Origin of the sequence: Sphingomonas sp. So64.6b (genome assembly GCF_014171475.1) — a bacterium.
GTDB classification, from domain to species: Bacteria; Pseudomonadota; Alphaproteobacteria; order Sphingomonadales; family Sphingomonadaceae; genus Sphingomonas; species Sphingomonas alpina_A.
This window is the reverse complement of record NZ_CP048817.1, coordinates 2,730,466-2,752,314: the sequence shown is the minus strand read 5'-3', so window position 1 is coordinate 2,752,314 and position 21,849 is coordinate 2,730,466. Positions and strand designations below refer to the sequence as shown.

General features: G+C 64.3%; 23 protein-coding genes. 21 read left to right on the top strand and 2 right to left on the bottom strand.

The genetic code is table 11. The features are described from left to right. Positions 1–13 precede the first annotated feature (13 nt). From G4G27_RS13170 to G4G27_RS13130, 9 genes are all read left to right on the top strand, one after another. Positions 14–3,163, top strand: coding sequence for a YdbH domain-containing protein (locus G4G27_RS13170; protein ID WP_244624325.1), 3,150 nt, complete (start codon positions 14–16; stop codon positions 3,161–3,163). A gap of 29 nt (positions 3,164–3,192) precedes the next feature. Beyond that, a complete protein-coding gene (locus tag G4G27_RS13165; protein ID WP_244624324.1) occupies positions 3,193–3,357 on the top strand; it encodes a YnbE family lipoprotein in 165 nt (54 codons plus the stop codon). An 8-nt stretch (positions 3,358–3,365) separates the two neighbouring features. Continuing rightward, positions 3,366–3,737 carry a YdbL family protein gene (locus G4G27_RS13160; protein ID WP_183113780.1) on the top strand — a complete coding sequence of 124 codons (372 nt, stop codon included), beginning with the start codon at positions 3,366–3,368 and terminating at the stop codon, positions 3,735–3,737. Positions 3,738–3,902: 165 nt separating this feature from the next. Next, the gene (locus tag G4G27_RS13155) at positions 3,903–4,190 is read left to right on the top strand and encodes an AtpZ/AtpI family protein (RefSeq protein ID WP_183109082.1); all 288 of its coding nucleotides are present in this window, start codon (positions 3,903–3,905) and stop codon (positions 4,188–4,190) included. Between the two features lie 25 nt (positions 4,191–4,215). Then, a complete protein-coding gene (locus tag G4G27_RS13150; RefSeq protein ID WP_183109081.1) occupies positions 4,216–4,998 on the top strand; it encodes a F0F1 ATP synthase subunit A in 783 nt (260 codons plus the stop codon). A gap of 61 nt (positions 4,999–5,059) precedes the next feature. Continuing rightward, on the top strand, positions 5,060–5,272 hold the full coding sequence (locus G4G27_RS13145) for a F0F1 ATP synthase subunit C (protein ID WP_010164404.1): 213 nt from the start codon (positions 5,060–5,062) through the stop codon (positions 5,270–5,272). A gap of 15 nt (positions 5,273–5,287) precedes the next feature. Beyond that, entirely contained in the window at positions 5,288–5,782 is a 495-nt protein-coding gene (locus G4G27_RS13140) for an ATPase (RefSeq protein ID WP_183109080.1), read from the top strand. Next, a complete protein-coding gene (locus G4G27_RS13135; RefSeq protein ID WP_183109079.1) occupies positions 5,775–6,329 on the top strand; it encodes a hypothetical protein in 555 nt (184 codons plus the stop codon). The genes G4G27_RS13140 and G4G27_RS13135 overlap by 8 nt, the downstream gene beginning before the upstream one ends. A gap of 117 nt (positions 6,330–6,446) precedes the next feature. Further along, positions 6,447–6,779: a hypothetical protein gene (locus G4G27_RS13130; RefSeq protein ID WP_183109078.1), complete on the top strand. Its 333-nt coding sequence runs from the start codon at positions 6,447–6,449 to the stop codon at positions 6,777–6,779. A 34-nt stretch (positions 6,780–6,813) separates the two neighbouring features. Here the strand turns inward: G4G27_RS13130 and G4G27_RS13125 are convergent, their stop codons facing one another. Continuing rightward, positions 6,814–7,533, bottom strand: coding sequence for an SDR family NAD(P)-dependent oxidoreductase (locus tag G4G27_RS13125; RefSeq protein ID WP_183109077.1), 720 nt, complete (start codon positions 7,531–7,533; stop codon positions 6,814–6,816). Positions 7,534–7,600: 67 nt separating this feature from the next. Between G4G27_RS13125 and uvrC the strand changes: the two genes are divergently transcribed. The 7 genes from uvrC to G4G27_RS13090 all read left to right on the top strand — a co-directional run bounded on the left by uvrC (position 7,601) and on the right by G4G27_RS13090 (position 17,282). Further along, positions 7,601–9,520 (top strand): excinuclease ABC subunit UvrC, encoded by a 1,920-nt coding sequence (gene uvrC / locus G4G27_RS13120; protein ID WP_183109076.1) that lies wholly within the window; start codon positions 7,601–7,603, stop codon positions 9,518–9,520. 68 nt (positions 9,521–9,588) lie between these two features. Then, a complete protein-coding gene (locus G4G27_RS13115; protein ID WP_183109075.1) occupies positions 9,589–12,384 on the top strand; it encodes a DUF3857 domain-containing protein in 2,796 nt (931 codons plus the stop codon). 55 nt (positions 12,385–12,439) lie between these two features. Beyond that, positions 12,440–13,396: a polysaccharide deacetylase family protein gene (locus G4G27_RS13110; RefSeq protein ID WP_183109074.1), complete on the top strand. Its 957-nt coding sequence runs from the start codon at positions 12,440–12,442 to the stop codon at positions 13,394–13,396. Continuing rightward, a complete protein-coding gene (locus tag G4G27_RS13105) occupies positions 13,393–14,307 on the top strand; it encodes a GNAT family N-acetyltransferase (RefSeq protein WP_183109073.1) in 915 nt (304 codons plus the stop codon). Before G4G27_RS13110 ends, G4G27_RS13105 begins: the two co-directional genes overlap by 4 nt. 165 nt (positions 14,308–14,472) lie before the next feature. Continuing rightward, a complete protein-coding gene (recO, locus tag G4G27_RS13100) occupies positions 14,473–15,099 on the top strand; it encodes a DNA repair protein RecO (protein WP_183109072.1) in 627 nt (208 codons plus the stop codon). Between the two features lie 45 nt (positions 15,100–15,144). Beyond that, positions 15,145–16,185 carry a 3-isopropylmalate dehydrogenase gene (gene leuB, locus G4G27_RS13095; protein WP_183109071.1) on the top strand — a complete coding sequence of 347 codons (1,041 nt, stop codon included), beginning with the start codon at positions 15,145–15,147 and terminating at the stop codon, positions 16,183–16,185. Next, positions 16,182–17,282, top strand: a complete 1,101-nt coding sequence (locus tag G4G27_RS13090) for a glycosyltransferase family 2 protein (protein WP_183109070.1) — start codon at positions 16,182–16,184, stop codon at positions 17,280–17,282. Before leuB ends, G4G27_RS13090 begins: the two co-directional genes overlap by 4 nt. Positions 17,283–17,285: 3 nt before the next feature. Here the strand turns inward: G4G27_RS13090 and G4G27_RS13085 are convergent, their stop codons facing one another. Continuing rightward, the gene (locus tag G4G27_RS13085; protein WP_183109069.1) at positions 17,286–18,539 is read right to left on the bottom strand and encodes a glycosyltransferase family 39 protein; all 1,254 of its coding nucleotides are present in this window, start codon (positions 18,537–18,539) and stop codon (positions 17,286–17,288) included. A 95-nt stretch (positions 18,540–18,634) separates the two neighbouring features. Here G4G27_RS13085 and G4G27_RS13080 point away from each other — a divergent pair, with 95 nt between their 5' ends. The 5 genes from G4G27_RS13080 to G4G27_RS13060 are packed head-to-tail and all read left to right on the top strand — an operon-like array spanning position 18,635 to position 21,833. Continuing rightward, entirely contained in the window at positions 18,635–19,843 is a 1,209-nt protein-coding gene (locus G4G27_RS13080) for an aminotransferase class I/II-fold pyridoxal phosphate-dependent enzyme (RefSeq protein ID WP_183109068.1), read from the top strand. Positions 19,844–19,868: 25 nt separating this feature from the next. Continuing rightward, complete coding sequence (apaG, locus tag G4G27_RS13075) at positions 19,869–20,267, top strand: Co2+/Mg2+ efflux protein ApaG (protein ID WP_183113779.1); 399 nt, start codon at positions 19,869–19,871, stop codon at positions 20,265–20,267. Further along, positions 20,264–21,055, top strand: coding sequence for a LysR family transcriptional regulator (locus G4G27_RS13070; RefSeq protein WP_183109067.1), 792 nt, complete (start codon positions 20,264–20,266; stop codon positions 21,053–21,055). Before apaG ends, G4G27_RS13070 begins: the two co-directional genes overlap by 4 nt. Continuing rightward, positions 21,052–21,579 carry a GNAT family N-acetyltransferase gene (locus G4G27_RS13065; protein ID WP_244624323.1) on the top strand — a complete coding sequence of 176 codons (528 nt, stop codon included), beginning with the start codon at positions 21,052–21,054 and terminating at the stop codon, positions 21,577–21,579. The genes G4G27_RS13070 and G4G27_RS13065 overlap by 4 nt, the downstream gene beginning before the upstream one ends. Continuing rightward, positions 21,576–21,833: a hypothetical protein gene (locus G4G27_RS13060; RefSeq protein ID WP_244624322.1), complete on the top strand. Its 258-nt coding sequence runs from the start codon at positions 21,576–21,578 to the stop codon at positions 21,831–21,833. Before G4G27_RS13065 ends, G4G27_RS13060 begins: the two co-directional genes overlap by 4 nt. Positions 21,834–21,849: the final 16 nt, after the last annotated feature.

Below are 21,849 nucleotides of genomic sequence, written 5' to 3'. Positions count from 1 at the left end.
AGACGCCGGACCGGTGCGTCGCCGCCGTCGCCGCATTCCAAAACTGGGGCGCGGCGCGCAGATCATCGCGGTCATCGCGCTGATCCTGCTCGTTGCGCTGATCGCGCTATGGACACAGCGCAAGACGATCGCATCGGGCTATGTCGATGACTATCTCGCCGAACATCATGTGCCGGCGCGCTACGAGATCGCCGATCTCGGCCTCGACCGGCAGCGGCTGACCAATGTCGTGATCGGCGATCCGGCTAGTCCCGATCTGGTCGCGGACTGGGTCGAACTCAGGACCAATATCGGATTTTCGGGGGCGTCGGTGACCGGAATCCGCGCCGGGCAGGTTCGGCTGCGCGGGCGGCTGATCGACGGTACGCTGTCGCTCGGCGCGCTCGACCGGCTGATGCCGGCGCCAAGCGGTAAGCCCTTTGCTCTCCCCGGGATCGACCTCGATGTCGTCGACGGGCGCATGCGGCTGGAGACGCCGCACGGGCTGGTCGGATTGAAGCTCACCGGGCGGGGACGGCTCGACAATGGCTTTGCCGGCACGCTGGCGGCGGTATCGAACCGGATCGATGCGGGCGGCTGCATCATCGACAAGCTCTCCGCCGCCGTGAAGATTGGCGTGACCAGGGCAAGACCGTCGATAACCGGTCCAGTTCGCGCGGCATCGATGACCTGCGGCGACACGCGGGTTGCTGGGCTGGGCAGCAATGTCACGGTCGCGCTGAGCGAGGCGCTCGATCGCTGGACCGGCACTGCCCGGCTGGCGGTCGCTGCGGTGCGCCACCCACAGGCGCAGCTCGCCGCTATCGACGGCACGGTCGGCTTTGCCGGTACCGCCGCCAATACGAGCGGGCGCATCGACCTCATCTCGCGCCGGTTCGGCAGTGCCATCGCCAACGGGCAGACACTGAGCGTCAAGGGCGCCTATCGCATTGCCGATCGATCCGCCTTCACCGGCACGATCGGCGGTGAAAAAATTGCCCTGGCCCCGACCTATCTCGACTCGTTCGCGCGTCTCGCCAGCCTGGGACAGGGGACGCCAGTTGGGCCGCTTATCGATCAGCTTGCCCGGGCGGCGGTCTCCGCCGGGACGTCGTTTGGGTTCAGCACCGCGGTATCGGGCGCGATGCAAAGCGGAGTCGGTCAGTTTCAGGCATCGACGATCGTCCTGTCATCGGCATCGGGGCTCGACGCCAGGCTCGATGATGCGGCGGTGTCGTATCGTTGGCCCGCGGGCGATATGCGTATCGCCGGGCGATTGGGCATAAGCGGCGGCGGCTTCCCCGCCGCCACTGTCACGCTCGCGCAATCGGCGCCGGGCAAGCCCGTCACTGGCCTCGCCACGCTGCGACAGCCTTATGTCGCGAGCGGCGCCAGTCTCATGCTGACCCCGGTCCGGTTCAGCGCGACGCCGGGCGGCAACACACATTTTTCGACCAGCGCGACCTTGTCCGGGCCATTGGGGGATGGTCGGGTCGATGCGCTGCGCTTCGCGTTCGACGGACTGTGGGACGGCCGCTCACGCTTTGCGATCAACACGACTTGCGCGCCGCTGTCGTTCGATCGGCTGGCGGTGGCCGGGCTGGTCCTGCGTCCGGCGACCCTGCGCCTGTGCCCGACCAGCGGCGCGCTGGTGCGCCTCGATGGCGGGCGGCTCAGTGGCGGCGCGACGATCGCCGCACCGCGCCTGTCGGGCAATCTCGGCAGCACGCCGGTGACGCTGGCGGCGGCGGGGTCGCGCGTGACGCTGGGCGACAATGGCTTTGGCCTGACCGGCCTGGCAGTCCGCCTCGGCACCGGGGAACGGCAAACGCGACTTGATTTCGCGACGTTGGACGGACGGCTCGACGGGGCTGTCGTCAAGGGGCGTTTTACCGGTGGCGCGGGCCAGATCGGCAAGGTGCCGTTGCTGATGTCCGACGCCGCCGGCGACTGGACACTGGAGCGCGGGCGTCTCGGCCTGAAAGGCGCGATGATGGTCGCCGATGCCGACCCCGATCCGCGCTTCAAACCGCTCGCCGCGCGCGATGTCGCGTTGACTCTGATCGACGGCAAGATCGCCGCGACTGGCACGTTGGTCCATCCGGAAAAGGGCGTGCAGGTCGCCACCGTCGCGATCGCGCATGACCTGTCGAGCGGCGGCGGCAAGGCCGATCTCGCTGTCGCCGGCCTGACCTTCAGCGACAAATTCCAGCCCGACGAGCTGACCCGGCTGACCTTCGGCGTGATCGCCAATGTCGTGGGGACGGTGACCGGCAACGGGCAAATCCGCTGGAATGCCGATGCGGTGACCAGCGACGGCGTGTTCCGCACCGCCAATGTCGATCTTGCCGCCGCATTCGGTCCGGTGACCGGCATCGCCGGGGAAATCCACTTCACCGACCTGCTCAATCTCGAAAGCGCGCCGGGCCAGGTCGTCACGATCAAGACGATCAATCCGGGCATCCCGGTCAACGACGGCCGCATCGTTTTCCGCACGCTCGCGGGAACGCGGATTCAGGTCGATAGCGGCAACTGGCCACTGGCCGGCGGGCAACTGGTGCTCGAACCGACCGTGCTCGATTTCGCCGAAGCGCAATTGCGCTACATGACGTTCCGCGTGACCGCGATGGATGCCGGGCAATTCCTGCAGCAGTTCGATTTCGACAATCTCAACGCGACCGGCACCTTCGACGGCGTGCTGCCGATGATCTTCGATCAGACCGGCGGGCGGATCGAGAATGGGAAATTGTCGATGCGCGAGGGCGGCGGGACGATCGCCTATGTCGGTGAAGTGACCAAGGAGGATGTCGGTTTCTGGGGCAATCTCGCTTTCCAGATGCTGAAATCGTTGCGCTACCGCAATCTCGACGTGGTGATGAACGGGCCGCTGGCTGGTGAAATGGTCACCGAGGTGCGTTTCGCCGGGGTCGGCCAGGGTGAGGGGGCGAAACGCAACTTCCTGTTCGACCGGCTGCAAAAGCTACCCTTTGTCTTCAACGTTCGCATTACCGCGCCATTTCGACAGTTGATCGATTCGGCCCAATCCTTCTACGATCCGAAACGGTTGATCGAGCGCAACCTGCCGGCGCTGTTGGAGGACCAGAGAAAGCGTAGTGCGCCGCCCGCAGAACCACCCGCGGCGGCGCCATCCATTCAGCCTCAGGAAAGCAGGACCGTGCCATGACAGATGCAGTGATCTGGAGAATAAGCCTCATGTTGACGGTGGGAATGGCAGGACTGGTAAGCGGATGCGTCAATGTCAGCGCGCCCGACAAGCCGATCGTGATCAATCTCAATATCAACGTGAAGCAGGAAGTCGTATATCGTCTCGATGCCGAGGCGAAAACGACGATCCAGGCTCAACCGGGAATTTTCTGATGAAGACGATGGGTAAAGTGATGATCGTGGCGGGCCTGGTGCTCGTTGGAATGTCGACCGCGGCACTGGCGCAGCGCGACCCGGCCTATCAGGCCGCGCGCGACGCCGGGCAGGTTGGCGAACAGCCCGATGGGTATCTCGGCGTGGTCGGGGCGGGTAACGCCACGCTGCGTGCGATGGTCAGCAACATCAACATTCAGCGTAAGGCGACCTATACGCAAAAGGCCGCTGCGGCGAATGTGACGGTGATCGACCAGGGGCTGACCTTTGGCTGTAACCTGATCGCGCAGACCAAGCCGGGCGAGAAATATATGGGCCCCGACGGCAGCTGGAAGACGCGCACTGCCGCCCCACCGGAGCGCGACGCGCGCTGTCCCTGAGCGTCTGTCGCAAGACAGACTGATCCTCCCGGTCGATCGGCCGGGAGGATAGTTGACTCAAGGGTGCCCCTTTTCTAAACGGACGCCGCAACGGGGGCCTCGCTCCCAGATCCTCGTCGCCGTGCGCAAGCCCGGCGGCGTTTTCTTATCAGGGTGCTTTCCGCGTTGGCCGACGACCGCCAGAACGATGATCTCGATCTCCGCATCGCCAAGGCGCGTGCGGCGGAAGAGGCGCGTGCCGGCAGCACCGGTGGCAAGCCGGCCAAGGGCTATTCGCAAGGATCGCGCGTGCTGGCCGAACTGATCGGCGCGCCGCTCGGTGGTGGCGTGATCGGCTATGCGCTCGACTATTGGCTCGGTACCAAGCCATGGCTGATGCTGATCCTGATCGCGCTGGCAGTGGTCGTCGCGTTCCGTAACATTTTCCGTATTTCGAAGGAGCGCCCGGAGTGAGTGGGCCAACGAACAGGATAAAGCTGTGAGCGCCGGCAAAATCGATCCGATGGAACAGTTCATGGTCGAGCCCGTGCTCGGCCGGCACATCGAGCTGTTCGGGTACGACGTCTCCTTCACCAATTCGGCGCTGTTCATGGTCGTCGTGTTCGTGTTGCTCGCCTTGTTCATGTCGGGTGGTTTGAAGCGTCAGCTTATTCCCGGTCGCTGGCAGGTCGCCGCCGAAGGCGCGGTGAGCTTCATCGACAATATGGTGAACACCAGCATCGGTTCAGGCGGCAAGAAGTTCGCGCCATACATCTTCTCGTTGTTCTTCTTCATTCTCTTCGCCAACCTGGTCGGCGTGCTGCCGCTGGCGATCCTGCCTGGCCTGCACACCTTCGCGGTGACCAGCCATATCACAGTGACCGCGGTGCTTGCCTTCCTGTCGTTCGGCATCGTGCTGGTGGTCGGTTTCTGGAAGCACGGCCTGAAATTCTTCTCGCTGTTCGTGCCGCACGGCACGCCGCTCTGGCTGATGTGGCTGATCCCGCCGGTCGAGCTGCTTTCGTTCCTGGTGCGCCCGTTCAGCCTCGGCCTGCGACTGTTCGTCGCGATGACCGCCGGCCATATCCTGCTTGAAGTGTTCGGCAGCTTCGTCGTCCAGGGCCTCAACGCCGGTGGCGCGATGGGTCCGGTCGTCAGCGTGCTCAGCTTCGTGATGATCGTCGGCGTCAGCGCACTTGAGCTGCTGGTCTGCGCGATTCAGGCCTATGTGTTCGCACTGCTTACCTCGCTTTACCTTCACGATGCGGTGCATCTGCACTAAATCAAACGATTTCCACTAGTTGATATTCCTAAGGAGCTTTGAAATGACTGATCTTGGTGCAATGTACATCGGTGCCGGCCTCGCGGCGATCGGCGTTGGCCTGGCCGCGCTCGGCGTGGGCAACGTGTTCGGTTCGTTCCTCGAAGGCGCGCTGCGCAATCCTGGTGCGGCAGACGGTCAGCAGGGCCGCCTGTTCATCGGCTTCGCGGCTTCGGAGCTGCTCGGCCTGATCGCATTCGTCGTCGCGATCCTCATCCTCTTCGTCGTCAAGTAAGAGCGAGCGCCTCCAATGCCTCAGTTATCCCAGATCGGAGAGATCTACGCGTCGCAGCTGTTCTGGCTCGCGATCGTATTCGCCCTGATCTATTTCGGGATCGGTAAGGCGATGGTACCCAAGATCGAGCGGACGATCGATGATCGTACCGCCCGTATCTCGGGCGACATCGCCGCGGCGGAGGCGGCGCGCGCGACCGCCCAGGCTTCGGAAACCGAGTATCAGACTGGTCTGGACTCGGCCCGCAGCCAGGCGTTCAAGGCGGTAACCGACGCGAAAGCGAAGGCGACCGCAGCGTCCGAGACGAAGATCAAGGCCGGCGATGCCGATATCGGTGATCGCATTTCGGCCGCGACGACGCGGATCGACGGCGCCCGGCAACAGGCGATGGCGGAGATCGAGACATCGACCATCGACGCGGTGCAGGACATCGTCGCGAAGCTTTCGGGCGTCGCTGTCGACCGGGCATCGATCGAAAAGCAGGTAAAGGCGGAACTGGCGCATGGCTGAGGCGCATCCAGTAGAGACCGTCGCGCACACTGGCGTGGTCGAGCTGCATCACGAACCGGCGGCATTCGGCATAACCGCGCCGGGTTTCGTCGCGCTGTCGATGCTCGTCGTCATCGCGATCATGCTGTGGAAGAAAGTCCCGGCGCTGATCGGCGGTATGCTCGACGCGAAGATCGCGGCGATCCGTACCGATCTCGACGAGGCCGCCAAGCTTCGCGCCGAAGCGGAGGCGCAGCTCGCCGAAGCCAAGGCGCGTAACGCGGCGAGCGCCGGCGATGCCGCCGCGATCGTCGCGCATGCCGAAGCCGAGGCGAAGCTGTTGCTCGCCAAGGCCGAGAGCGATGCTCAGGAACTGGTCGCGCGTCGCGGCAAGATGGCCGAGGACAAGATCGCCGCTGCCGAGCGTGCCGCGATCGGCGAAGTCCGCGCCAAGGCCGCCGATGCCGCCGCCAAGGCCGCGGCGACGATCATCGCGCAGCGTCACGGCGCCGAAGCGGACAAGACTTTGGTGGATCGCACGATCGCCGGACTGGGGCGGCTCAACTAGAGCGGTTCCGCCCGCAACGGCGGGCCTGCTTTCACATTGCATTTCGATTCGCCACTAATCCCGCTAAAGCCGGGTCAGCGGCGATTCGCGCCGTTTTCTTGTGAAAGAGGCTCTCCCATGAAGTCTGTCGTTATTGGCGCCGCTCTCGCGCTTGCCGTTGCCGTACCCGCCACTGCCCAGACCGCACCGGTCGAAGCCGCGCCTGCGGCCCCTGCGGCCGCTGCACCCGCCGCTGCGGGCAAGTTCACGCTCGACACGCCGATCGAGACGATCGTCGCCGATCCCGCCGGCAAGGCCGTGATCGACGCCGATCTGCCGGGCACCACGACGCACCCGATGTACGACAGCTTCAAGGGCATGTCGCTCAACCAGGTCGCGCCAATGTCGAATGGCCTGATCACGCCCGAAGTCCTGACCAAGGTCGCAACCGACCTGGCGGCGATCAAGTAACGAATTCTCTCCGCTACTGGCGGCGTCTGCGGCGTCAGTAGCGGAGCATCACTCGCCGCGCGATCGCCGGTGAGATATTATAGGCCGCATAAAGCAGCGCGGTCATGCCGACATTGGCCTGGTCGCGGCCCTTCTCCATCGCCGAGACGATTTGTCGCGCGCATTCGCTCGCGGGCATCTTCTTGTGCGGATTCGCTTCCGTCATTCGCGTTTCGACCACGGGCGGCAGCACCTCCAGCACATGTATTTTCGTGCCGGACAGCTGCTCGCGCAGCGCCGTGGTGAAGCTCCTCAACCCTGCCTTGGTCGCACAATAGACCGGCGCCTTGGCGCTTGGCGCGATCGCCAGGCCGGAGGTTACGTTGACGATCATCGCTTCGGGCCGGTTGCGCAGCGGATCGAGCATCCCGGCGATCAGGCGGATCGGCGCGTTGAGGTTGAGGAAGATCGATCGATCCACATCCGCCATGTCGATTGGCGCGGTGACGTCGAATGCCGCGCCCATGCCGGCATTATTGATCAGGATATCGATTTGCCGATCCGCGACCTTTGCCAGCAAGGCGGTGCAGCCAGCCTCCGACGACAAATCGGCCTCGATCGCTTCGAAACTTTCAGCGCCGGCGGCAGCGAGCCGCTCTGCATTGCGTCCGACGACGATGACGGTCGATCCCGCCAGTTTCAGCCGCCGGGCCAGCGCCAACCCGATACCGTCAGTCCCGCCGGTGACCAGGATCGTCTTCGCCGAAAGCCGCATCGCATCTTCCCCTCAGCATCTTTATAGCCGTTGTTGCTTTCGTGCCGGAGTCCTAAATGAGACGCTGATGTCATCGCCCAACGCCCCCGACCGGTTCAATGAAGAGAAATCGACCTACACCGTCAGGGGCAGCGACGCGCCTGATCTGGAGGCGGGTGTCGCCGCGATCCGCAACGTGCTGAAGACACTGCCGGCGCGGCCCGGCGTCTACCGAATGCAGGATGCACGCGGCGATGTGCTTTATGTCGGCAAGGCGCGCGCGTTGAAGAACCGGGTGAATAACTACACTCAGGTCGATCGCTTGCCCAAGCGCTTGCAACGCATGGTCGCGCAGACACGTTCGATGACCATCGTCACGACCAATAACGAGGCCGAAGCGCTGCTGCTCGAAGCGCAGCTGATCAAGCGCTACCGCCCGGCCTATAACGTGCTGCTGCGCGACGACAAAAGCTTCCCGTTCATCCTGTTGCGCGCCGACCATGAATTTCCGCGCATCCAGAAACATCGCGGCGCGCGGCGCGCCAAGGGTAATTATTACGGTCCCTTCGCCAGCGCCGGATCGGTCAACAACACCCTCAATGCGCTGCAGAAGCTGTTCCTGCTGCGCTCCTGTACCGACAGTTTCTTCCGCAACCGCGACCGGCCGTGCCTCCTCTACCAGATCAGGCGCTGCTCGGCGCCATGCGTCGGGCGGATCGATGCGGCCGGCTATGCCGAACTGGTCGGCGACGCCAAGGCCTTCCTCGCGGGCAAATCGACTCAGGTGCAGACCAAACTCGGCGGCCAGATGCAGGCCGCGGCCGAGGCAATGGACTTCGAACTGGCGGCGATTCTGCGCGATCGGCTGCGCGCGCTGACCTTCATTCAGGGGACGCAGGCGATCAATGCCGAGGGGCTGGGCGATGCCGACATTTTCGCGCTGGCTTGCAAGAACGGCGTGATGGGTATCCAGGCCTTCTTCATCCGCGGCGGGCAGAATTGGGGCCATCGCAGCTTTTTCCCCGCGCACACCAACGATGTGCCCGAGGATGAGGTACTGACCAGCTTCCTGGTGCAATTCTATGAAGAGGTGCCGCCACCGCGGACCATCTTCGTCGATCGCGAGCTTGAGGAAGCCGCACTGCTCGGCGAAGCGCTCGGCGGAGGCGCGGGATTCAAGGTCACGTTGTCGATGCCGCAGCGGGGCACACGCCGCCGGTTGCTCGATCAGGCCAAGCGCAATGCCGAGGAAGCGCTCGACCGGCGACTGGCTGAGAGCACGACCCAGGCCAAATTGCTGCGCGAGGTTGCTGACCTGTTCGATCTCGGCGAGCCGCCCGACCGCATCGAGATATACGACAACAGCCATATCCAGGGCACCAATGCGCTCGGTGCGATGGTCGTCGCGGGCCCTGAAGGTTTCCGCAAGGGCCAGTACCGCAAGTTCAACATCAAGAATCCCGATACCGAGCCGGGCGACGACTTCGCGATGATGCGCGAAGTGTTCGGTCGCCGTTTCGCGCGCGCGCAAGCGGAGGATCCCGATCGCGACGCTGGCGACTGGCCCGATCTGGTGCTGATCGACGGCGGGCGCGGACAGCTCAACGCGGTCAAGGGCGTGATGGAGGAGCTGGGCATTGAGGATGTCTGCCTGGTCGGCGTGTCCAAGGGGCCGGACCGCCATGCCGGGCGCGAGGTGTTCCACATGCTTGACGGCCGCGAGTTCCAGCTGCCGGTCAACGCGCCAGTGCTGTTCTATCTCCAACGCCTCCGCGACGAGGCGCATCGCTTTGCCATTGGCGCACACCGCGCCAAGCGCGCCAAGGCGATCGGAGCCTCGCCGCTCGACGAGGTGCCGGGTATCGGCCCGGCGCGCAAAAAGGCGTTGCTGATGCATTTCGGCACCGGCCGCGCGGTGCGCAACGCAAGCCTGCAGGACCTGCAACAGGCACCCGGTGTGTCATCAGCGGTCGCACAGCAGGTCTATGATTTTTACCACGGGCGATAGCGGTTCAATCATCTCTTGCCGGTAGTCCGGGCGACGCTAGAGTCTAAGCGTTGTTGCGGGGGTAATTCATGTTTCGGCCTATCTTGTTCATCGCGCTTGTTGCGGTTTCCGGTGTCGTGCACGCGAGCGACAAGCCGATCTACGCACCCGCACCCGATTGGGTGAAACCGGCCCCACCACCAACCGCGCCTGCGGCTGGCGAGGAAGCGCCGGTCATGATGGTATTCGACCAGCAACAACGGCTTCAGGACGGACAAGTCTGGGCCTATGTCGAACGCGCGATGCGCATCGCCTCCGCCGATGTGCTGACTCAGGCGGGCACGATTCAGCTCCAATGGCAGCCCGACGATGGTGACCTGATCATCCATCGTGTGTCGATTATCCGCGGCACGGAGGAAATCGATCTCCTGAAACAGGAGGGCCGGTTCACCATCTTGCGGCGCGAGGCGCAGCTCGAGGCGTTGCAGATGAACGGTGTGCTCACTGCGACGATGGCGGCCGAGGGACTGCGTGTCGGCGATGTGTTGCGCGTTGCCTATTCGGTGACGCAAAGCGACAAGGTGCTGAAGGGCGGCATGCAGACAGTGCTGCCGCTGGTCGCGGCACCCGCTCGCGTTGGTTTCGCGCGCGCGCGACTGTTGTGGAAGGCGGGGGATGACCTGAAATTCCGCACTTATATGCCCGGCGTCGTTATTAAGCCGAAGGATATCGCTGGCTATCGCGAGATCGAACTGGCGCTGCCCTTGGCCAAGCCCGCCGACTGGCCCGACGACGCGCCGATCCGGACGCGTGGCTTGCCGATCCTCGATGCGTCGACCTTTGCCGATTGGGCGGCGGTATCGAAAACCATGGCGCCGCTGTACCATACCGACGGTCTCGTCGCGGCGGGCAGCCCACTTGCCGCCGAAATCGACCGGATCGCGAAGGCCGATGCCGACCCGCGCAAACGCGCGGCCGCAGCGCTCGAACTCGTGCAGGGCGAGGTTCGTTATCTCTTCCGCGGCATGGATGGCGGCAATTACACGCCGCAAACGCCGACCCAGACCTGGGCGCTGCGTTATGGTGATTGCAAGGCGAAGACCTTGTTGTTGCTCGCCGTCCTTCATGGCCTGGGGATCGAAGCGGAGGCGGTGACGGCCCATATCGAACTTGGCGACACGGTCCCGCAACGGCTGCCGATGCCGGGCGCATTCAATCATGTATTGGTCCGCGCGACGATCGACGGCAAAAGCCTGTGGATGGATGGCACCGGGCAGGGCGCGCGGCTCGCCGACCTTGACGATAGCGTGCCCTTTTCCTGGGTTTTGCCGCTTCGCGACGCCGGCGCCAATCTTATGGCGGTGCCGCGGCGACCCGTGAATCGCCCGGATATGGCTGTAACGTTGGAACTCGACCAACGGGCCGGCTTGGGTTTGCCGGCTTTGTATCGTGCCACGATCACCTTGCGCGGCGCGATGGCCTCGCAACTCGCCACCGCTTCGGGCCAATTGGGGACGAAGGAACGGCACGACATGCTCGCCGGCTTCGTTCGCACCGGCGTGCTGGAAGGCATGCCGATCGCCGAAACCCTGGTTCAGGACAAGGTTGCCGGCACGACCGTGGTCACGGCGACTGGCATTGCGCAGAGCGGCTGGGACTATGAGCAGAAGCGCCACAGCCGCACGCTCGACCGCACGGTGTCGGAACTCAATTTCGAACCTGACCGGACACGCCCGGCATGGCGCGATATACCGGTGACGACCGGCAACAGCGGCAGCCTGGCGTTCACCACCGCGATCAAGTTGCCGGTCGGCGCGACCGGGTTCACGCTTGATGGCGATACGAGCCTGCCGGAAAGTCTGGCTGGCGTAAAGCTGCGCCGCACTGCCACGTTGAGCGACGGCGTGGTGACGGTCGAAGAACGAATGGACACGATCGGCACGGAAATCGCGCCGGCGGATATTCCCGCAGTGCGCTCCCGCCTGGCGCTTGCAAAAACACGGTTGTTGCGGGTCATGGCGGCCGAAAACTATCCGTCGCGACGCGAAGTGATTGTCGCTGCCCGCAAGGCCGGCCTGCTCAAGCCGATCGAAGCGGCCTACGCAAAGGCGATCGCGGTCGATCCCAAGGATAAGCTCGGCTACGCCAATCGTGCCGCCTATCTCGCGGGCACCTATGACTGGCGCGGAGCGATCATGGACCTTGATCGGGTCATCGCGATCGAACCCGATCTCGATAGCTATCTGAGGCGAGCGGCCTTTCTGTCGACGTTGGGTGATGACGTAAAGGCGTTGGCCGATGCAGAAACCGCTTATGGCCTGGACCCGAGTTCCTACCAGGCGGTCGCGGCGCTGACCTCGCTCAAGGGGCGGACGGGCAAAATGGCCGAAGCGCTGGCGCTGCTTGACGAACGTATCGCGGCGGGCGGCAAGGAGAAGGCCGGCTGGCTCGATTTGAAGAGCAATGTGCTGTCACGCGCAGGGCGGGGGGCGGAGGCGGTTGCCGCGCTCGATATCGCCGTCGCCGAAAAACCCGGCAATCCCGATCTGCTCAATTCACGATGCTGGGCCAAGGCGATCGGCAAGATCGCGCTGGATACGGCATTGAAGGATTGTACCAAAGCGATCGAACTGGGCGAATCGCCGATGGCCGCATTCGATAGCCGCGCGCTGGTTTATTTCCAGATGGGGCGGATGGAGGACGCGCTCGGCGATATCGCCGAGGCGCTCGATATTTCGCCCGACCTTCCCGCGTCGCTGTATGTTCGCGGCGTGATTCGCAAGCGGATGGGGCAGGGTGCGCTTGGCGATGCGGATCTCGCGGCGGCGCGAACCATGAACCCACGGATCGATGAGGATTATGCCCGCTATGGCGTGAAACCCTGATCGATCGGGCGGCCGTTGGGAGAATCTTCACCACGTAGCGCTAGCAATCGGTCGCATGACAACGCCTGTCTTCCTGACCGTCGATACCGAGCTTGCCTGGCGCCACCACGCCGCGTCGCTGGATGTCGAGACGATCTTCGAACGCTCGCTCGAGCCGGCTGGTGTCGGCCTTGCCTATCAGCTCGATGTGCTTGCCCGGCATCAGCTCAAGGCGTGTTTCTTCGTCGATCCGCTGCCGGCGTTGCTGTTCGGCCTCGACCCGATGAAGCGCATCGTCGGCGCGGTGGTCGAGGCGGGGCAGGAGGTGCAGCTTCATCTTCATCCCAACTGGACCGGCGCGGCCGCGGGCGATGGCGGCAAGACCTATGGCCGCTTCGAACTGATCGACTTTCCGCAGGATCAGCAGCGTGACCTGATCTCCGGTGCCGCCGAATTGCTGATCGCGGCGGGCGCGCCCAGGCCGATCGCCTTTCGCGCCGGTAGCTACAGCGCCAATGACGACACGTTGCGTGCGCTGGCCAGCCTCGGCTTCGCTTATGACAGCAGCCACAACGGTGCCGAACATCCCTGGCCGAGCGCGATCGGGCTGCCCGCGCGGCAGATTGCGCCGGTGAAACGCGAAGGGCTGATCGAGGTGCCGGTGACCTTGATCGAGGATCGTCCGGGTGCGTTGCGCAACTTCCAGATCTGCGCGCTCTCGGCGGGCGAGATGGCCGCCGCGCTCGATCATGCGGTTGCCGAAAAACACGCTGCGGTGACCATCGTCAGCCATAGTTTCGAACTCGCCAATCGGTCCGGCACACGCCCGAACGGCGTGCATGTTCGCCGCTTCGATGCATTGTGCGGGATGCTTGCCGAACGTCGTGCGGACTTGCCGACGATGCATTTCGGCGACCGGCCGGACTTCGCGCTCGACCGCGCCGATGCGCCGCTCGGCCCCAATTCGCTGCGCACCAGCTGGCGGCGTGCCGAACAACTCTGGTCGAACATGGTCGAGGAACGCGCGGCATGACCGCCGTACCGTTGCCGCTGCGCTTCCAGATCGGCGCCCGCACATTGGTTTCGATCCAGCGCAAGCTTGTCCGCGTGCCGATGAATCTCGACGATGTACTCGATGGACATTTGCCTGCCTTGCCGCCGCTCGATGGGGACGCGGACGGCTATCAGATCACATCGCTACCCGAAGAGCGCCAGAGTGCGATGATCCAGGCCGGCAGCGGCATGATCGCGTTCGTGCGGCAACGCTACACGCGTTATTATGCCGATCTGACGCTCGGCTATGACGGCTGGCTTGGGATGATGTCGTCGAACGCGCGCAGTGGCATGAAGCGCAAGGCGAAGAAGATCGCGACGCTGTCGGGCGGAACGCTCGACGTGCGGCGCTTCCGTACCCCCGATGAAATGACCGCCTTCCATGACGTTGCGCGTCAGGTCTCGATCCGCACCTATCAGGAGAAATTGCTCGGCTCGGGTCTGCCCGATGATGCCGCCTTTGTGGCACGGATGTATTCGATGGCGGCGGCGGATTCGGTGCGCGGCTGGCTGCTCCATATCGCGGGCGAGCCGGCGGCCTATCTTTATTGCCCGATCGTCGATGGCACGGTGCGCTACGAATATGTCGGGCACGACCCCGCGTTCAACGACCTGTCGCCCGGCAGCGTGCTGCACATGGAGGCGATGCGTGACCTCTATGCCGAGGGCGGTCTGAAGCGCTTCGACTTCACCGAGGGCGAAGGCCAGCACAAGCGTCAATTCGCCACCGGCGGCGTGGCGTGTCTCGATTTGCTATTGCTGCGCGCGAGCCTGGCGAACCGGCTGACGACAATGGCGCTCGGCACGTTCGACCGGACGATGGCATGGGCCAAGACGGCGACGCGGAAACTGGGCCTGGGCGAACTGGCGAAGAAGATCCGGCGCGCGTGATCATCTCCAAAAAATTGTCTATCTGATTGAATAAAAATATAAATTCTAAAATATCCCGCATCGAAGTTGCGCCACAATACGGTGTCCCATATCTCCCAGTCGTTGATCGTTGCCCTCGCCGACAGCGGGGGTGAATTGAGGCGCGAGCATCGCTACAGCTCACTCATGCATCTCCGCGCCGAAGCCCTGATCCTCGCTGTCCGTTATCACGGCGAACATGGCGCGATCGTGCGGGCGCTGACCGCCGATCACGGCCTGCAGCCCGGTTATGTGCGCGGCGGCAAGTCGCGACGGATCCGCCCGATCCTGCAGCCTGCCAATCTCGTGCTGGGCGAATGGCGCGCGCGGACCGACGATCAGCTCGCCGGACTGACCGTCGAACTGATCCACAGCCGCGCGCCGCTTTATGCCGAACCGCTTCCCGCCGCCGCGCTCGAATGGGTCACCGCGCTGACCGCGACCGCGTTGCCCGAGGCGCAGCCCTATCCGCGCCTGCATGCAGCGCTCGATGGCGTGATCGGCGCGATCGAGGCGGCGCCCGCCGCGCGCGGCTGGGCTTTGGCGCTGGCGCGCTACGAACTGCTGTTGCTGGCGGAGCTCGGTTATGGACCGGAATTGGACGATCTGCCCGATGTGCTGCGTGCCGGGGGCGAAGCGAACTGGGTCGATATCCTGGCCGCGCTGCACATCACCGGCAGGGCATTGGAGGCCGATATCCTCACCGATCGCCGCGCCGAAACGCTCGCTGCCAGGGCGCGCTTGGTCGAGCGTCTAAAAAGGGCGGTTGCGTGAGCGTTGTGGGGCGGGCATTGCCGCGAGGCTAATCAGGAAGAACCAATGCTCATTGCCCTGCTGCCCGGCGACGGGATCGGTCCCGAAGTCATCACCGAAGCGCGTCGCGTGCTCGACGCGTTGGCGCTCGACCTGAATTTCGAAGAAGCGCTGGTCGGTGGCGCCGCTTATCATGCGACTGGTCACCCGCTGCCGCCGGCAACGCTGGCACTGGCCAGGCGCGCCGATGCGATCCTGTTCGGCGCGGTCGGCGATCCCTCATGCGACGCGCTGGAGCGCTCGCTCCGGCCCGAACAGGCAATTCTCGGCCTGCGCAAGGAGCTGGCGCTGTTCGCCAATCTGCGCCCCGCCAAGCTGTTTCCGGGACTGGAAGATGCCTCCGCGCTCCGTCCCGAGGTCGCCGCTGCGATCGACATGGTGATCGTGCGCGAGCTCAACGGCGACGTCTATTTCGGCGAGAAGGGCATGCGCACCACCGCCGACGGCAAGCGCGAAGGCTATGACGTCATGAGCTATGACGAGGCCGAGGTCGCACGCATCGCGCATGTCGGGTTTCAGACCGCGGCCAAGCGCGACGGCAAGCTCTGTTCGGTCGACAAGGCTAATGTGCTGGAAACGTCGCAATTGTGGCGCGACGTGGTGATCGAGGTGTCGGCTGGTTATCCCGAGGTTGCACTCACCCACATGTATGTCGACAACGCGGCGATGCAGCTGGTGCGCAATCCGGGCCAGTTCGACGTGATCGTCACTGGCAATCTGTTCGGCGACATATTGTCCGATCAGGCGAGCATGTGCGCCGGTTCGATCGGCATGCTGCCCTCAGCGTCGCTCGATAGCGCGGGCAAGGGCCTGTACGAACCGATCCATGGCAGCGCGCCCGATATCGCCGGCCAGGGCAAGGCTAACCCTTGCGCGACGATCCTGTCGGCGGCGATGATGCTGCGCCATTCGCTCGGCCTGCCCGATGCCGCCGACCGCATCGAGGCAGCGGTCGGTGCTGCGCTTGGCAAGGGTGCACGGACCGGCGACCTGGGCGGCGCATTGTCGACCCGCGCCATGGGCGATGCGGTGCTGGCGGAACTGTGAAGGACCTGCTCGAACTCGCGGTGGTCATTCCGACCTTCAATGAGGTCGGCAATGTGCCGGCGCTCATCACAAAGCTCGATGCCGCGCTGCACGGCCGGAATTGGGAAGCGATCTTCGTCGACGACAATAGTCCCGACGGCACCGCCTCGGCCGCGCGCGAAATTGCCCGGCTCGACCGGCGCGTGCGCGTGATCCAGCGGATCGACCGGCGTGGCCTGTCGTCCGCCTGTATCGAGGGCATCTGCGCGACCGCCGCGCCGGTCGTCGCAGTGATCGATGGCGATTTGCAGCATGACGAGACGATCCTGCCCGCGATGCTCGACGCGCTTCAGGCGGATGAATCACTCGACCTGGTGATCGGGTCGCGGTTCGTCGATGGCGGCGGCACCGGCGACTGGGATCGCGATCGGGTGGCGAAATCGGCTTTTGCGACAAGGCTTTCGCGTCGAGTGTTGAAGGCCGATCTGAGCGACCCGATGAGCGGCTTCTTCATGATTCGCACGCAGATCGTTCGCGAACTCGCACCGCATCTCAACGCGATCGGCTTCAAGATCCTGCTCGACCTGATGACTGGCAGCCCCAAGCCGCTCAAATTCCTCGAGCTGCCCTATACCTTCCGTGTCCGCACCGAAGGCGAAAGCAAGCTCGATCACGTCGTGGCGATGGAATATCTCATCGCCATCTATGACCGCATGTTCGGGCGGGTCATTCCGGTGCGCTTCGCCATGTTCTCGGGGATCGGCGCGCTCGGCGCGGGTGTGCATTTCCTGTTTCTGGGACTGTTGTTCAAGGAATTGGGCATGAGCTTCATCGGCGCGACGATCGTTGCCACGGTCGCCGCGATGACGTTCAATTTCTTCCTCAACAACGCGCTGACCTATCGCGACAGCCGGCTGAAGGGTGCCAAGGAGTTATTCGATGGCTGGGTGACCTTCTGTGTCGTCTGCTCGGTCGGCGCGGTCGCCAATGTCGGCGTCGCCGCGTTCCTCTATGACGCGCGGGCGGATACCTGGGCCTTTTCGGCACTGGCCGGGATCATGGTCAGCGCGGTATGGAATTATGCACTGTCGTCGCGCTTCACCTGGGGGCGCTACTGAGTCTCATGGCCAGCTGGAAAACCACATCCAGTGTCGGAACGCTTGGTCATTGGGCAACGCGGCAGCGGAAATGATCGGGTAGAACATCACGAACAGCCCCGCGACGAGCGCGAGATATGCCCAATCCCACTGTAGTCCCCAATACCGCCACTTGCCGCGCCGATGGTCGATCCAGGCGGCCAGCGCGATGCACAGAAAGATGCTCGGCAGGTAATAATAATAGAAGAATCCAAGCGACTTGGGAATGATCGCCCAGATTGCGTACGAACCGATCCAGAGCGCGGCGATGGCCAGGAACTTGATCGACCGCTCACGCAGGGCGATGCGCAGGCACGCCGCGACCGCGATCAGCCCGCCCCACAGGATCGCCGGATTGCCGAGCAGCAGGATGCCGCGCACCGCGCCGTTGGTCATTTCGTAAAGATACCAGATTGGCCGGATCATCAGCGGCCAGCTCCACCAGCTCGACTGATAGGGATGCGGCGGCAGGACTTGGGTCTGTTGCCCGTACATATAAAGCTGGAACGGGATCAGCCGGTCGAGCGTGAGGGGTTGCTCGGCATAATAAAAGGCCGGCGCGAAGGTCAGGAAATAGGTCGCGATACTGACCGTGCCGAGGATCAGCAGCGCCGGGATCGGCCGCAACCCGGGCCAGGCGGTCGCATCGCGCCGGCGCACCAGCAGGAAACCGATCGCGGCATAGGCGACGAACGGCGCCGCGGTCCATTTGGTCGCGACAGCGAGCCCCAGCAACGCGCTGCCCAGCACCCAGCGGCGCATCACCTTGCGCGGCGGGCTGCGCATCGCGCGGAGCAGCGCGACGATCGCCAGCACGACGAACGCCGCCATGAACCCGTCGAGCATCGCGATTCGCGCCTGGATGAAGACTGTGAAGTTGAGGATCACGAACAGCGCGCCGAACACCGCAGTGCGGGTGCGCTGGAACAGCATCCACAGGATCGCGAACACGCCGAGCACCACCGTCGTCGCGGCAACCGTCGACATGATCCGCCAGCCCAGCGCATTGTCGCCGAACAGGGTCATGCCCAAAGCGATCAGCAGCTTGCCGAGCAGCGGATGCTCGGTGTTGGCCGAATGGCTCAGGGTCATCAGCAGGCGCGCGGCGGGGACATAATGGACCTCGTCGAACACCAGGCTGGTCGGGCGCGTCAGGTTGAGCGTGAAGAGGAATTGCGCCGCTGCACCGATGCCGCTCGCGATCAGGGTCGGGCGGGGCGGGGTGGCGCGGTCCTGCATCCATATCGCTATCCCTTCTTCTCGATCCGCTTTCAAGCGAGCGATTGGCGCGGTGGGCATTGACGTGGGGTGATCCCTCCCGGCAAAGCGGCGCCATGAAACGCCGTACCGGACAGAACCGCGACATCACCCGCATTTGGCGCCCCGCGACTCAAGCGATCCGCGGCGGCACCGCGCGATCCGAATTCGGCGAGACGTCGGAGGCGCTCTTCCTGACTTCGGGCTATGCCTATGACTGTGCCGCCGACGCCGCGGCGCGCTTCTCCGGCGAACAGGTCGGCATGACCTATTCGCGATTGCAGAACCCGACGGTCGAGATGCTTGAGGAGCGTATCGCCCTGCTCGAAGGCGCCGAGGCATGCCGCTCAATGGCCACGGGCATGGCGGCGATGACCGCAGTGCTGCTGTGTCAGTTGCAGACCGGCGATCATATCGTTGCGGGCCGTGCCGCCTTCGGGTCTTGCCGCTGGCTGACCGATACCCTGCTGCCCAAATTCGGCATTGAGGTGACGATCGTCGATGCGCGCGATCCGCAGCAATTCGCCGATGCGGTGAAACCCAATACCAAGGTCTTCTTCTTCGAAACGCCGGCCAACCCGACAATGGACGTGGTCGATCTGAAGGCGGTGTGCGACATTGCGCGCCGGCATGGCATTGTCAGCGTCGTCGATAATGCCTTCGCGACTCCCGCGCTGCAGCGCCCGATGGAATTCGGCGCGGACGTGACCGCTTACAGCGCGACCAAGATGATGGACGGGCAGGGCCGCGTGCTCGCCGGTGCGGTGTGCGGGACCGAGGATTTCATCAACAACACGCTGTTGCCCTTCACTCGCAACACCGGACCGACGCTCAGCGCGTTCAATGCGTGGGTGGTGCTCAAGGGGATCGAGACGCTCGACCTGCGCATCCATCGGCAGAGCGAGAATGCGCTGAAGGTCGGCAGATTCCTCGAAGGACGCGTGCCGCGTATCCTCCATCCCGGTCTGCCGAGTCATCCGCAGCATAATCTGGCGATGAGCCAGATGGATGCCTGCGGTCCGATCTTCGCGTTCGAAGTCGAAGGAGGACGCAAGCAAGCGCATGGCTTGCTCGACGCGCTCGCGCTGATCGATATCTCGAACAATATCGGCGATTCGCGGTCGCTGATGACTCATCCCTCCTCGACGACGCATTATGGCGTAAGCGAGGAAAAAAGGATCGAGATGGGCGTGACCGAAAACCTGCTGCGCTTGAATGTCGGCCTGGAAGATCCGCAGGACGTGATCGACGATCTCGATCAGGCGCTGACGGCGGTCGGCTTATGATCGGAATCACACCATGAACACCGGGATGCAGGCACTTTTCCCCAATGTCGCGGAGACGCGCGGGGTCATCGTGCGCGTCTCGGTGAGTTATCTCCCCGAACAGTCCGAGCCGCAGCGCGGTCGCTGGTTCTGGGCCTATCATATCCGGCTGGAAAATGCCGGCGAGCAGGCAGTACAATTGCTGACGCGTCACTGGATCATCACAGACGGCCGCGGTGCGCGCCATTCGGTCGAGGGCGAAGGCGTGGTCGGCGAACAGCCGCTGATCGCACCGGGCGGAAGCTTCGATTATGTCTCGGGCTGCCCGCTCGCCACGCCGACGGGCTCGATGCAGGGCAGCTATCACATGATCGCCGAGGACGGGTCCGGGTTCGACGTCGACATCCCGAAATTCACGCTGCTGGCGCCGGCGGTGGGGGCATGAAACGCACCCATCTTCCCCTCAACGGCCTGCGCGTGCTCGATGCCGCCGCGCGCCACCTGTCCTTCACGCGCGCCGCCGACGAACTCGCGGTCACGCCCGCCGCGGTCGGGCAACAGATTCGCGCGCTGGAGGACACGCTTGGTGTGGTGCTGTTCCGCCGTACCACCAAGGGTCTCGAGCTGACGCCGGAAGGAGAGGCGGGCCTGGCCGCGCTGCGCCACGGTTTCCTGCAGTTCGAAGAGGCCGTCCGCGCGATGCAGGCGGGCCAGACATCCAAGTCGCTGACCATAGCCGCACCGCGCGACCTGACCGAGAAATGGCTGATGCCGCGCCTCGCCGAGATCGCACGGGGCGATGGCGAACTGCGTTTCGTGCTCGTCTCGGCGGACGAGGATGTCGATTTCACCGAAGCCAATCTCGATCTCGCGATCCGCTGGGGCGATGGGCCCGGAGAGCATGAAGGCGAAGCGATCGAGTCGGAAGGCATGATCACGGTCGAGCGCCCGGGCGGCGGGATCGATACGCGCATTTCCTGGCCAGGTTGCGTCAACGATCCCGACACGTCGCTGGTGCGGGTCGGCGATGCCGGTCTTGCGCTCGATGCCGCGGCGCAGGGTCTGGGCCGCGCGACGGTGCCGGAACTGCTCGCCGCCGCCGATATCGCGTCGGGCCGCGTGGTCGCGCTTGGCGAGCCGAAACCTTACCGGCTCGGCTACTGGCTGGTCGCGCCACTGCCGCAATGGCGGCAGAAAAAGGTCAAGGCGCTGGTGGAGGCGCTGACCGCGTGAGCGTGCGTTTCGAGAGTGAGCGGCTGGTCATGCGGCCGCAAACCATCGACGACGCGCCCGCGCTCCATGTCGCCTATAGCGACCTCGACCTGATGCGTTACGGATCGTCCACACCGCACGACAGCATTGAGGAAACCCGCGCCTATCTTGCCGAACGCATCGCGCGGGGGCCGTGGCGCGGCTGGACGATCACGTTGAAGCAGGACGGGCGCATCGTCGGCACGGTATCGACCGGCAACCGCCGTGAGGGCGTGGCGGAAATCGGTTATGTGCTGACGCGTGACGCCTGGGGACATGGCTATGCCGGCGAAGCGGTGGCGCGGCTGCTCGACATGCTGTTCGACGAAGAAGGCCATCGCCGCGTCTTTGCCGATACCGACCCCGACAATATTCCCTCCAACACGCTGCTGACCAGGCTCGGCTTCAAGCAGGAAGGGCTGCTGCGGGCCGAATGGGAAACGCATATCGGCGTGCGCGACAGCTTTATCTGGGGACTGCTGCGCGATGAATGGCGGCGCACGTGACCCCGCCCGACCTGAGCACGCCGGCCGCGCGGGCGGCCTATCGCAAGGAACTGCGCGGGATCGCGCGGCCGATCCGCCTGATGGGCGTCATTCTGGCGATCATCGGCGCTGGGCTGGCAGTTTACCGCCATCTATGGATGCCTACTTTACCGACGATCCTGCCTCTGGTCTTCGTGGTCCTGGGCGCATTGCACATGCTGGCCGGCATCGTCGTTCGCACGCGCTATCACCAGCGCCGGATGCTCGGCGAATAGCCTGGAGCGATTTCGG

Coding starts and splice junctions, on each gene's coding strand:
- G4G27_RS13165 (WP_244624324.1), top strand. CDS start 3,193: ATGTTGACGGTGGGAATGGCAGGACTGGTAAGCGGATGCGTCAATGTC.
- G4G27_RS13160 (WP_183113780.1), top strand. CDS start 3,366: ATGGGTAAAGTGATGATCGTGGCGGGCCTGGTGCTCGTTGGAATGTCG.
- G4G27_RS13145 (WP_010164404.1), top strand. CDS start 5,060: ATGTACATCGGTGCCGGCCTCGCGGCGATCGGCGTTGGCCTGGCCGCG.
- G4G27_RS13140 (WP_183109080.1), top strand. CDS start 5,288: ATGCCTCAGTTATCCCAGATCGGAGAGATCTACGCGTCGCAGCTGTTC.
- G4G27_RS13135 (WP_183109079.1), top strand. CDS start 5,775: ATGGCTGAGGCGCATCCAGTAGAGACCGTCGCGCACACTGGCGTGGTC.
- G4G27_RS13130 (WP_183109078.1), top strand. CDS start 6,447: ATGAAGTCTGTCGTTATTGGCGCCGCTCTCGCGCTTGCCGTTGCCGTA.
- G4G27_RS13125 (WP_183109077.1), bottom strand. CDS start 7,533: ATGCGGCTTTCGGCGAAGACGATCCTGGTCACCGGCGGGACTGACGGT.
- uvrC (WP_183109076.1), top strand. CDS start 7,601: ATGTCATCGCCCAACGCCCCCGACCGGTTCAATGAAGAGAAATCGACC.
- G4G27_RS13115 (WP_183109075.1), top strand. CDS start 9,589: ATGTTTCGGCCTATCTTGTTCATCGCGCTTGTTGCGGTTTCCGGTGTC.
- G4G27_RS13110 (WP_183109074.1), top strand. CDS start 12,440: ATGACAACGCCTGTCTTCCTGACCGTCGATACCGAGCTTGCCTGGCGC.
- G4G27_RS13105 (WP_183109073.1), top strand. CDS start 13,393: ATGACCGCCGTACCGTTGCCGCTGCGCTTCCAGATCGGCGCCCGCACA.
- recO (WP_183109072.1), top strand. CDS start 14,473: ATGCATCTCCGCGCCGAAGCCCTGATCCTCGCTGTCCGTTATCACGGC.
- leuB (WP_183109071.1), top strand. CDS start 15,145: ATGCTCATTGCCCTGCTGCCCGGCGACGGGATCGGTCCCGAAGTCATC.
- G4G27_RS13085 (WP_183109069.1), bottom strand. CDS start 18,539: ATGCAGGACCGCGCCACCCCGCCCCGCCCGACCCTGATCGCGAGCGGC.
- G4G27_RS13080 (WP_183109068.1), top strand. CDS start 18,635: ATGAAACGCCGTACCGGACAGAACCGCGACATCACCCGCATTTGGCGC.
- apaG (WP_183113779.1), top strand. CDS start 19,869: ATGCAGGCACTTTTCCCCAATGTCGCGGAGACGCGCGGGGTCATCGTG.
- G4G27_RS13070 (WP_183109067.1), top strand. CDS start 20,264: ATGAAACGCACCCATCTTCCCCTCAACGGCCTGCGCGTGCTCGATGCC.